Annotated in this window: 8 protein-coding genes, 1 tRNA gene and 1 pseudogene; 6 read left to right on the plus strand and 4 right to left on the minus strand. The window is 66.0% G+C overall.

What is annotated here, in order from left to right; all coding sequences use genetic code 11:
* Positions 1-80: 80 nt before the first annotated feature.
* Complete coding sequence (locus tag THPRO_RS08300) at positions 81-1,187, minus strand: porin (RefSeq protein ID WP_038090414.1); 1,107 nt, start codon at positions 1,185-1,187, stop codon at positions 81-83.
* A gap of 439 nt (positions 1,188-1,626) precedes the next feature.
* Here THPRO_RS08300 and THPRO_RS08305 point away from each other — a divergent pair, with 439 nt between their 5' ends.
* From THPRO_RS08305 to THPRO_RS17505, 4 genes and pseudogenes are all read left to right on the plus strand, one after another.
* Complete coding sequence (locus tag THPRO_RS08305) at positions 1,627-2,265, plus strand: MarC family protein (protein WP_038090610.1); 639 nt, start codon at positions 1,627-1,629, stop codon at positions 2,263-2,265.
* Between the two features lie 53 nt (positions 2,266-2,318).
* Positions 2,319-2,395: transfer RNA gene (locus THPRO_RS08310), tRNA-Arg, on the plus strand.
* Positions 2,396-2,513: 118 nt separating this feature from the next.
* Positions 2,514-4,286, plus strand: coding sequence for a gamma-glutamyltransferase (ggt, locus tag THPRO_RS08315; RefSeq protein WP_052064367.1), 1,773 nt, complete (start codon positions 2,514-2,516; stop codon positions 4,284-4,286).
* Positions 4,287-4,546: 260 nt separating this feature from the next.
* Positions 4,547-4,795 (plus strand): annotated as a pseudogene (locus THPRO_RS17505) (class I SAM-dependent methyltransferase); the annotation flags it as partial.
* 408 nt (positions 4,796-5,203) lie between these two features.
* Here the strand turns inward: THPRO_RS17505 and THPRO_RS17270 are convergent.
* The 3 genes from THPRO_RS17270 to THPRO_RS08335 form a co-directional block, all read right to left on the minus strand.
* A complete protein-coding gene (locus tag THPRO_RS17270; RefSeq protein ID WP_038090400.1) occupies positions 5,204-5,587 on the minus strand; it encodes a hypothetical protein in 384 nt (127 codons plus the stop codon).
* A gap of 129 nt (positions 5,588-5,716) precedes the next feature.
* Entirely contained in the window at positions 5,717-7,564 is a 1,848-nt protein-coding gene (gene sppA / locus THPRO_RS08330; protein ID WP_038090399.1) for a signal peptide peptidase SppA, read from the minus strand.
* Between the two features lie 156 nt (positions 7,565-7,720).
* On the minus strand, positions 7,721-8,674 hold the full coding sequence (locus THPRO_RS08335) for an alpha/beta hydrolase (protein ID WP_082954539.1): 954 nt from the start codon (positions 8,672-8,674) through the stop codon (positions 7,721-7,723).
* A gap of 184 nt (positions 8,675-8,858) precedes the next feature.
* Here THPRO_RS08335 and THPRO_RS08340 point away from each other — a divergent pair, with 184 nt between their 5' ends.
* Both THPRO_RS08340 and THPRO_RS08345 read left to right on the plus strand, forming a co-directional pair.
* Positions 8,859-10,103: an ABC transporter substrate-binding protein gene (locus THPRO_RS08340; protein WP_052064366.1), complete on the plus strand. Its 1,245-nt coding sequence runs from the start codon at positions 8,859-8,861 to the stop codon at positions 10,101-10,103.
* Between the two features lie 38 nt (positions 10,104-10,141).
* Complete coding sequence (locus tag THPRO_RS08345) at positions 10,142-11,386, plus strand: ABC transporter substrate-binding protein (protein WP_038090397.1); 1,245 nt, start codon at positions 10,142-10,144, stop codon at positions 11,384-11,386.
* Positions 11,387-11,466 lie beyond the last annotated feature (80 nt).

Here is an 11,466-nt window from a genome sequence, read left to right on the forward strand (position 1 = left end):
GCGCCTTTATACACCAACCCCAGAAACAAAACCGGGCGCCCCTGGGGGCACCCGGCATTTTCGCATCGGAACCGAACGGCTTAGAAGCTGTAGTAGCCGCCGACCGCGAACTGACCGTTGGCGCGGGTACCGGAGTTGACCCCGTCCAGACCGCTCACGGCAGCATCCTTGCTGTAGTACTGGTACTCGGCGAACAGCGCCACCGCGTCCACCGGCGCGTAGGCCACGCTGAAGGTCGTGAAGGTACCCTTCTTCGGGTTGCTGCCGCTCTGACTGGTCGAGGAGAACTCGCCCATCAGGGTCCACTTGGGCGCGACCATGTAGCTCGCCCAAAGGTTGACGGTATTGATGGCGTTGTCGTTCTGCGCCGTCGTGGTCGTACCGTTGTAGATCATGCTGGTGGGCTTGTAGGAGAACAGACCCAGATTCACGGACAGCGGGCCTTCGTTGTAGCTGCCGCGGGCCGCAACCTTGCTCTTCAGGCGCTCACCGGCGTACTCGTTGATCGGCGTGCCCCACACGGTGGTGGAGGAGGAGGCGCTGTACTCATTCACGCCATCGCCGTACTTCGAGAAGCCGACGTAGCCGGCTGCGAAGCTGAACGGGCCGGTGGTGTAGGTGCCGGTCAGGGTGAAGTTGGTCTCGTCCTTGGAGCCGCTGGCCGACCCCTTGCTCATGTTGGACAGCGAGACCGACATGTTGAAGCCGCCCATCGTCGGGGTGGTGTAGACGATCGCCTTGTCCATCTGCTTGATATCGACGTTGGTCGTGTAGAACCACCAGAAGGGGTTAAACACGGACACGATGTCGGTGTAGAAAGGCGTGAACGGGCGACCGGCCATGAAGGTGCCCCAATCGCCCTTGGCGCCCAGGAAGGCCGTGTAGGTGGTCGGCGAGGAACCGCTGCCGGACTTCACCGGGTTCACGTTCATCATGTACTCGTAGATGAAGGTGGTGTCGCCGGACTTGCCGAGATCGCCCTTGATGCCGATGCGGCTACCGTCGCTGGAGATGTCGTAGGCGGAACTGTCGCCGGGATTGGCGGTCGGAGAGTTGTAGTAGCCGGCGATGCCCAGGCCACCGAAAATCGTGGCGGTCGGCGCCGCATGGGCCGCGCCCGCGAATGCCAGACCCATGGCGGCGGCCAGCGCGGCTGCCTTCGGCTTAAACACGTTCTTCACATTCATCACGTAGGATTCCCCCTAGCAAGTTACTAACAGTTGACAACAAAACGCTCTTTACAAGCCATTCGCAGATATCGAATGCGCGTCGAGCGCATGGCCGATGGAAAAGCACAACTCGTGCCATGTCGCCCAAAACAGCAAAATCAGTCGTTCGAATACGCTTTCAATGCCCATTGAAGCAAGTTATGCACTGCAACAGTGCACAAAAGACCCGCTCTCGCACCATTTCGATGACTGCGCGGCGCGATTTTGATACCCAATGGTTGTCCGATGCAACCATTTTAGGCCCAAAACCGAGTTTCAGACGGGTCATTGTGGTGCGCATGGCACAACCGATGCCCCACAGTGTGGCCTTTTTGCCTCAATCACCCCTGCGGTTTGCAAAGCGCTCTAAACCCGGCGTATGTTCGCGCGGAATCAACCGGCCAAGGCGAACACCCCCATGTCACCCGACCATCTCACCGACGCATTGCGCGCGCTCATCGCTCTGCTCGCGATCGTCAATCCGGTCGGCGCGGTACCGATTTTCGTCGCAGTCACCAGCGACCAGACCGCAATCGACCGTCTGCGCACCTCGCGGATCACGGCCATAGCGGTCGGCATCACGTTACTGGCCGCCGCGCTGGCTGGCCAGTCGATACTGCAACTCTTCGGCATCGATCTCGACGCCTTCCGGGTGGGCGGCGGCCTGCTGATCCTGTTGATGGCCATACACATGCTCCAGGGCAGCCCCAACCGCGCGCGCAACACCCCGGAGGAGACGCAGGAGGGTGTCGCCAAGGACGACGTCGCCGTCGTGCCGCTGGCCATTCCGCTGCTGGCCGGCCCCGGCAGCATCTCCACCGTCATCATCACCGCGCAGAACGCACAAGGCTGGTTCGGCTATCTCGCTCTGCTGCTCAACATTTTCGTCGTCGCCGGCGTCGTCTACGCAACCCTGCGCGCCGCAGTACCGTTGTCCGCCCGCCTGGGCGAAACCGGCATCCGCATCGCCACCCGCGTCCTCGGACTGCTGTTGGCGGCCATCGCGGTGCAATTCATGGCACTCGGCATCCGCGCCCTGCTGCCCGGCCTCGCCTGACGCGGACGGCGGCGATGGACGCACCTGCGGCAACGCAGTATGCTTTCCCCCCCGCGCCCGTAGCTCAGCTGGATAGAGCGCTGCCCTCCGGAGGCAGAGGTCAGAGGTTCGAATCCTCTCGGGCGCGCCATTTTCCTTCCCTTGCTTTCAACGCCTGTGCATTCCGATCCCATGCCGGAGCGGGCTATGCTCGTGCATGACGCACGTCTCGGCGCGACACCGGGACCGACAATAAAGGGGAGCCCGCCATGCACACCGTCACCCGACTGATCGCGGTCTGTCTCGCGCTGCTGGTCGCGTCCCTGCCGGCCCGGGCCGCCGACAATACCGCGCCCGGCATCCCCGCGCAGGCGCTGGATTTCGGCAGCAACGTCTCCCCGCTCTCGAGCCTCGCAGGCCTGCGCCCGGTCGAAGCAAGGCATGCGATGGTGGTGACCGCGCAGCACCTAGCCACTCGGGTCGGCGTGCACATCCTGCGCGAAGGCGGCAACGCGATCGACGCGGCGGTGGCCATCGGCTACGCACTCGCGGTGGTGCATCCCTGCTGCGGCAACATCGGCGGCGGCGGATTCATGGTGATCCATCTCGCCGATGGGCAGAACCGATTCCTCGATTTCCGCGAGAAGGCGCCGCACAAGGCCTATCCGAAGCTGTTCCAGAACGCTCAGGGTGAGGTCGTGCCAGGCCTGAGCACGCACAGCTATCTCGCCGTCGGCGTACCCGGCACGGTCATGGGCCTCGACACGGCGCTGGCCCGCTACGGCACGATGCCGCTCAAGACCGTCATGGCCCCGGCCATCGCACTGGCGCGCAAGGGCTACGTCCTCGAAGCCGGCGACGCGCACATCCTAGACGGTCGCGCCGACGATTTCCGCAGGCATCCCAACGTCGCCGCCATCTTCCTCAACCATGGTCGCCCCTGGCGCGCGGGCGAACGCCTGCGCCAGCCGCAGCTCGCGCGCACCCTCGAGCACATCGCCGAGGGCGGCACCCGCGCCTTCTACAGAGGATCGATCGCGCGCGCCGTGGTCGCCGCCAGCGAACGGCACCACGGCATCCTCACGCTCAAGGACTTCGCCGACTACAGCGTCGTCTGGGACCAGCCGGTCGAGTGCGGCTACCGCGGCTACACCATCGTCTCCGATCCGCCGCCCAGCTCGGGCGGCACCACGATCTGCGAGATCCTGCAGATCGTCGAACCCTATCCGCTCGCCGACTGGGGTTACGCCTCGGTCAAGAGCCTGCACTACCTCATCGAGGCCGAGCGCCACGCCTTCGCCGACCGCAACACCTATCTCGGCGACCCCGCCTTCGTGCACAACCCCATCCGCGCGCTGCTCTCGCCCGCGCACGCCGCCAGGATACGCGCGCAGATCCGCCCCGACGCCGCCACGCCGTCGAGCGAGGTCAAGGGCAGCCTGGGGCCGGCGGAGGGTACCAATACCACGCAGTTTTCCGTGGTCGACGCGCACGGCAACGCGGTCAGCGTGACCTACACGATCAACTACCTGTTCGGGCTCGGGCAGATCGCCGGCGATACCGGTTTTTTCCTCAACAACGAAATGGACGATTTCACCGCCAAGCCCGGCGTGCCCAACAGCTTCGGCCTGATTCAGGGCCGCGTGAACCAGATCGAACCGGGCAAGCGTCCCTTGAGTTCCATGTCCCCCACCATCGTGCTGCGCCAGGGGCGGCTGTTCATGGTCACCGGCAGTCCCGGCGGCTCGACCATCATCTCCACCACCCTCGAAACCATCCTCAACGTGATCGACTTCGGCATGAACATGCAGCAGGCCGTCGACGCCCCACGCTTCCACGAACAGTGGCAGCCGTCCACCGTCATGATCGAACCCGGCCTGCTCACCCCCGCCACCCGGCAGGCGCTCGAAAAAATGGGCTACCGCTTTACCTACGGCAACGCCTGGGGCGCCGCGATGGCCATTCTCGCGAACCCGAAAACGGGGCTGTACGAAGGCGCCGCCGACCGGCGCAGGCCCGCCGCACTGGCCGCCGGATACTGATCCTTATGTCAATCCTGGCATTCGATGCCCGCCGTCGTACGGAACGGCGCCACAAGCACCATCCACCGGCCCGCCCGCCAGGTCCTACGCACGGGTGCTCGCGAGCGCCGGCCCTGCCCATCGCCAGGAATCACATAACCATGAAACAAAACGTCTATGACGACCCTCGATTCTTCGCCGGATACAAGGCGTTGCGGGACGGCGATACCGGACTCAACGGCGCGCTCGAGGAACCCGCCGTACTCGACCTGCTGCCCGACATGCGCGGGTGCCGCGCGCTCGACCTCGGTTGCGGCTTCGGCGATTTCTGTCGACTGGCACGCAGCCGTGGCGCGGCGTCCGTACAAGGTGTCGATATTTCGCAGCGGATGCTCCAGGTGGCACGGGAGCGCACCGTTGGCATTGGCGTCGATTACGTGCATGCCGCGATCGAGGACTTCGAAATCCCACCCGCTTGCCACGACCTTGTGGTCAGCCGCCTGGCGCTGCACTACGTGCGCGACTATGCCGCTATCGTGCGAGCGGTGCACGACGGGCTGAGACCTGGGGGACGATTCATCATGACGGTCGAGCACCCCCTGTGCACCGCGCTCGGCCGAGGCTGGCACCGCAACGCACACGGCGAAGACGACTTCTGGCCAATCGACGAATATGGACTCGAAGGCGAACGTCATCGCCACTGGTTCGTGGATGATGTGCTCAAGTACCATCGCACCGTCGAGACCTATGTGAACGGGTTGCTCGACGCCGGCCTCACTCTGACCCGTCTGCTGGAGCCACAGGCGCCCCCCCGCACTGATCGCCACACGACCGGACCTACTGTCAACGACAAGACGCCCACCCTTCCTGGTGCTTGCCGCCAGCAGACCGATGCATTCAGCATCGGCTGCAGGTTAGGTTCACCAAGGGCTCCGTCGCTACGAGTGGACGAACTGGGACACGTACACCGCCCCTTCCTTGTCGTCCTGCCGCAGCCCCGTCCGCCATCCCGTGATGGCGCCGACGCAATGCCGCCATTCGCCGGTCACGCTATCCCAGTAATGCAGCGTGGCATGGGTGCCGATGCGCAGCCCGGTCTCGGTGACCAGGGTGAACACGTGACCATCCAGGGTGCCCAGGTGAGCGCGGATCGTGGGGGCCGCAGGCAGCTCAGGGTGGATGCCGCCCCAGCTCATGGCGAACGTGCCGCGTTTCTCGGTCTCGGAATCCATCAGATTACCCAGGATTTCGTCGATCTTGCGCTGCTGGTCAGCCGTCAGCTTCACGGGCCCGGGTTTTTGCCTGTCGTCTGGATCGTTCATGAGGATGCCCCTATGGGAGGTTCCTATCGCCTCCTATAGCACAATCGCGGCGGCGCGAAAGACGGATCGGCAATCGTTGCACGCCCCGGTCGCGTGGGACGCCAGACGCGCGCGAACCCGCCGCAGCGGTCAGTGCATCCACGTCACCGGGGCATAGGCGAAGTAGCCGTAGGGCCGGGCGCTGCGCAGCAACTGCGTGGTATCGCGCAGTTCGCGGGCGGGCAGGCCGAGCAGCCGGGCCATATCCGCAAGACCGCGCATCCCGTGGCCGCCGCCGAGCGCCGCGCGGGTCATCAGCCCCATGGACTGCCCCAGCCCGGCGAAACCCCGTTTCTGTCCCGCACGCGGAAGGTAGTCGACGCGGTAACCGTCCGGCTTGAGGTGCGCGAGCCGCGCAGCGTCGGCGATGGCGTTGGCGATGCCGCCGAGGTGGTCGACCAGCTTGAGCCGCAACGCGTCCTTGCCGCTCCACGCGCGGCCCTGGGCGACGGCATCGACCTGATCGAAGCCGAGCTTGCGCCCCTCGGCGACCTGCGAAACGAAGCGCTTGTACAGGTAGTTCACGTGGCTCTGCAGAGCCGAGGCCGTTTCCGGCCTGAGCGGCATCATCGGCGATTCGGAACCCACCGTCGGCGTGGTGCCGATGCCGCCGACGTCGATGCCGAGCTTGCCCAGCGCGGCGGAAACGTTCGGCACCAGGGCAAACACGCCGATGTCGGCGGTCAGCGTGGTGGGTTCGGCATACAGTGTCTGCGCCGCGCTGGAGATCATGTAGGCGCCGGATGCCGCCAGCGTGCCCATGGACACCACCACCGGTTTGCCCGCGGCGCGCAGTCGCAGCACAGCGGCACGGATGTCCTCGGAGGCGTCGACGCTGCCGCCGGGGGAATCGACCTGCAGCACCACGGCCCGCACGGCGGCATCGTGCAGCAAACGGTCGAGCTGGCGCACGGTGGGGCCGGAGGCGACGGCGCCGGGAATGGCGTTGTCGCCGCCGACGATCATGCCGTCGAGCGGCACCACGGCAACCGCGGCGGACTGCGCGGCGTGCGGGCGCGTGGCGGCATCGTAGTCGAGATAGTCGATCTGCGCTTGAGCCAAGGGCTGCCCGGCCGCCTTGGCCACGGCCTTCTCGAAGCGCTGCCAGCCGGCGATCACGTTGACCAGGCCCTGCCGCCGCGCCAGTTCGGCCGTGTTGCCCCCGGCGGCATCGACGAGCTGCGGCAGGCGGCTGGCGTAGCCCTCGATCTGCGCCGGCTCGAGACCGCGCGCGGCGGCGACGCGGGTGGCGTAGCTGTTCCACCAGGTCCGCAGCCAAGCGGCGTTTTCCTCGCGCGCATCGGGCGACATGCCGGTCCGCGTGAACGGCTCCACGGCGGACTTGTACTTGCCCTTGCGGAAGGCATACATGGTCACGCCGATGCGGTCGAGCAGGGTCTTGAAATAGGGTTGATAGGCGCCATAGCCGACGATCATGACCGTGCCCAGCGGGTTCATGTAGACATGATTCGCCTCGGCCGCGAGCAGATAGGCGCCCTGCGAATAGCTGCCGGCGTAGGCATAGATCGGCTTGCCGGCCTTGCGGAAACGCGCCAGCGCATCGGCCACGGTTTCGAGCTGGGTGATGCTGCCGCCGTCGAAGCGGTTCAGGTTGAGCGTCATCAGCTTGATGCGTGGATCGCGCGCGGCGCGATCGATGGCGTCGGTAAGGCTGCGGATCAGCACCTCGTTGTCGGGGCGGTCGAGCAGGTCGTCGATCGCGCGCTGCCAGTCACTTTCGCTGTAGCTGTACACGAGGTGTCCCTCTGGCGCGACCGTCAGCACCGCCCCCTGCGGCACGCCGGGGCCTTCCGACGAATGAAACACCGCGAACAGGATGGCTGCCAGGACGGCCAGGGTGATCAGATTGAGCAGACCACGCCGGATACCGTGCAGCAACCGGTCGACCCAGCGCAGTAGTTTCATCAGCTTGCCCATGCCGCCGCTCCCTGTTGTTGGACGTATCCTTCCCGATGGATGCCGAGACAAACCCGGCCGAAGGTGAGATTGCTGGAGCCCGGACGGGAGTTCAACACCCGTCGCGCACCGTCTCCCGTATGACCGCGAAAAACGCGCAAAGTTGATCGAGGCGGCTTATTGGCCACTGCCCAGCGCCCGCGTGAAAAAACCGGTCACGCGGGCCAGATAGGTTTTCGGCGCAACCGTGTACGCACCCACGTGTTTCGCCCCCGGCACGATCCACAGGCTGGCTGCCGGATCTCGACGCAGCGCGCGGTACAACGCCTGGCTGTTGCTCATCGGCACGATGCGATCGGCACTGCCGGCGATCAGCAGCACGGGGCGATGGCGCAGGGCGGCAACGTCGCGTAGCGGGTCCACCTTACTCACATCGAGGCCGTTGATCAGGCGCAGTTCGAAAAAGATCTCCGGCGTGAACGGCCAGTTGGGCAGATTCGTCCATTCGGGCATGTGCGTGCTCAGGTAGCGGTACAGGTCGGCGAAGGCACTGTCGGCCACCACCGCGCGCACGGCGCGGTCCTTCGCCACCACCTCCAGCGCCGTGGCCGCGCCCATCGAATAGCCGATCACGCCGATGCGGCGATAGCCGAGCCGGCGCGCGTAATCGATCGCCCCGCGCAGGTCGCGCTGCTCGTACAGCCCAACCGTCACCTCGCTGCCCTGCGAGCGCCCCTCGGCACGGAAATCGAACATCAGCACGGCGAAACCCGCCCGATGCAGTGCCGCGGCCACCGGCAACGCGGGTGCATCCGAGGCGCGGTTCTGGTGGTAGCCGTGAGCCTCGATCACGAGTCCGCCGCCCGGCCGCGCAGCGGGAATCAGCCAGCCGGAAAGGCGCACGCCGTCGACCGCCGAGGGAAATGCGATGTCGCGGTAGGCGAGTCCCTGTCTGGACGGGGTCTCCGCGATCGGAATGCGGCTGGGATGGATCAGCTTCCAAGCCACGTCGTAGGCGACGCCGCCGGTGATCATGAAGAAGGCGAAGACGAGCGCCGCCAGCCCCGCCAGGACGTAGCGGCCCCACGCCCTGGCGGGGCTGGTGGCCTGAGGCGGTGCGGCGTTCGGCATAGCGGCTCCTGCAGGGACGTGCGACTATCGGCCGCATCCCGGGACACCCCGCGGCGGCGCGCGTCAGTATACGTTGCGGAGAGGCGAGCGACCTCGGCAGACGCGGCACGACGCCCGCAAGCCCGGGCATTGACATCACGCCGCCGAGTGTTAAGTTTCGCTGATTCCACAGGAGGGATAGACGATGCTTATACATAAATCAATAAATAAGGCCATCCTGACCGTCGCCTGCGTGCTCGGCCTCGCCGCCGGCGGCGCCAGCGCCGCGGCCTCGCCCCACGAAATCAAGATCGGCACGCTCTATGCCGGCTCCGGCCCCTTCGCCAGCTCCTCGCAGCCGCAGTACGCCGGCCTCAAGTACTGGGTCGACGAAATGAACGCGCAGGGCGGCGTATACGTGAAGGCCTACCGTAAGCGCATCCCGGTTAAATTGATCGCCTACGACGACCAGAGCCAGACCGGCCTCGCCGGCACGCTCTACAACCAGCTGCTCACCCGCGACCGCGTCAACCTGCTGGTCGCCGACTTCGGTTCGGTGCTGACCTCGGTGGCGGTGCCGCTGGCGCGCATCCACCGCACGCTGCTGTTCGACGTCACCGGCACCTCGGCCAAATTCTTCACGCCCGGCAACCCGTACATCGTGCTGACCAGTCTGCCGACCTCCGGCGTCTGGCCGACGACCCTTGCCGAGGACCTGATCCACAACCATCCGGGCCGCGTGGCGGTGCTCTACTCGACCAACGACTTCGACGAGTCGCAGGCCGCGACCCTGAAGCGGAAACTCGAAGCGGCCGGGCAAAAACCGGTGTTCTACCGCGGCGCACCGAGCAACACCAGCAGCTACGGCGTCCTGCTGCACGCCATCGCGGCGACAAGGCCCGACAGCGTGATCGAGCTGGGCTACCCGAACAACGACATCGCCTTCCTGCAGGATATCAAGGCGAGCGGCATGCACTTCAAGCGCGTGTTCACCATCTTCCCCGGCCAGCTGCTGTCGCTGATGGAAAAGAACGTCGGCGCCGACAGCCTGGCCTGGACCTACACCTACCCCACGCCGCCGCTGCTGCGCTACAACAAGGTCAACTACGGCCCCGGCATCGACGCCTTCTCCAAGGCCTACGCCAAGGCCACCGGCCATGAGGTCAACTTCCTCGCCGTCGCCGGCTATAACGCAGGCCTGGTGATCCAGAAGACGCTGGACGAGGCCGGCAGCCTCAAGCAGACCGAGCTGCGCCACGCCATCGCCGGCTTCTCCGGCAATCTCGACACCCTCGACGGCCACTTCCGGATCAACGAGATGGGCGCGCAGATCGGCGAGACGCTGCCGGTCGGCCAGCTGCAGCCGCGCGACGGCAAGATCGAGGTCAAGGTCGTATACCCGCACGACCTCGCCACCGGCAAGGCCGTCTACCCAGCGCCGAACGCCTGAGCGAACGCCTTTCGCCACCCGCACCCGGAGAAAACGTCATGCAAAGGTTTCTGCGATCCACCGCGCTTGCCGCGGCCCTGACCCTCGGCGCCGCCGGCGCCGCCCAGGCCACGCCGTCCGTCCTCGAAGTGGGCACGCTCTACGCCAGCAGCGGCAACTTCGCCAGCTCCTCGCTGCCCGAGTACAAGGGACTCGCATTCTGGGCCGAACAGGTCAACGCCCACGGCGGCGTGTACGTGAAGGCCTACGGCAAGCGCGTGCCGGTCAAGCTGGTAGCCTACGACGACCAGAGCAGCACCGGCACCGCCGGCGCGCTCTACAACCAGCTGCTCACCCGCGACCGCGTGCCGGTGCTGGTATCCGACTTCGGCTCGGTGCTGACCTCGGTGGCTGCGCCGCTGGCCGAGGAACATCATGTCCTGCTGCTCGACCCGACCGGCACCTCGGCCAAGTTCTTCACCGGCAGCTATCCGAATCTGGTGCTCACCGGCCTGCCTGGCTCGGCGATCTGGCCGGAGGTGCTGGGGCGCTTCCTGATCGCCAAGGGCGTCAAGCGCGTGGCGGTGGTCTACGGCGCCAACGACTTCACCGGCTCGCAGCGCGACACCCTGGTGCACGTGCTCGAGGCGGGCGGCGTGAAGCTGGTCTACGACCACTCGGTGCCGACCAACACCAGCAGCTACGCGATGATCCTGCACCAGGCCAAGGCGCAGGGCGCGCAGGCCATGGTCGAGCTGGGCTACGACAACAACGACATCGCCTTCCTGCAGGATCTCGCCTCAAGCGGCCTGCACTTCCAGCTTGCCTTCGCGATCAATCCCGGCCTGCGGGTCGCCCTGTTCCGAAAATCCGTAGGCGACAAGGCGCTGGACTACACCTACAGCTACGTCACCCCGCCGGCGCTGGAATACGACAAGGTCAACTACGGCCTCGGCCTGAAGGACTTCGACCGGCGCTTCGCGGCCTGGAATCGCACGCACGGCAACGTGCCCATGGGGCTGTCGGTGGTCGCCGGCTACAACACCGGGCTGGTGATCGAAAAGGCGGTGGCGCACTCACCCAGCCTCAAGGCCGCCGATCTGCGCCTGACCATCCAGGGCTTCTCCGGCAAGCTGTTCACCGTCGACGGGTCGTTCAAGATCAACGCCCATGGCGAACAGATCGGCGAGTCGATTCCACTGGGGCAGTTCATCCCCCAGGCAGGCAAGGCGGCACTCAAGATCGTGTATCCGAAGAAGCTCGCGCAGACCGCGGCCCGCTATCCGGCGCCGGCCACTCCCTGAGGTCCGCGGGCGCTTGGCAGGCGCCCGTATTTTGCTAACATCCGCCGACCGGCCCGCCCCTCGCGGGCCGGCACCGCTTT

It is taken from the genome of Acidihalobacter prosperus (assembly GCF_000754095.2).
Classification (GTDB): domain Bacteria; phylum Pseudomonadota; class Gammaproteobacteria; order DSM-5130; family Acidihalobacteraceae; genus Acidihalobacter; species Acidihalobacter prosperus.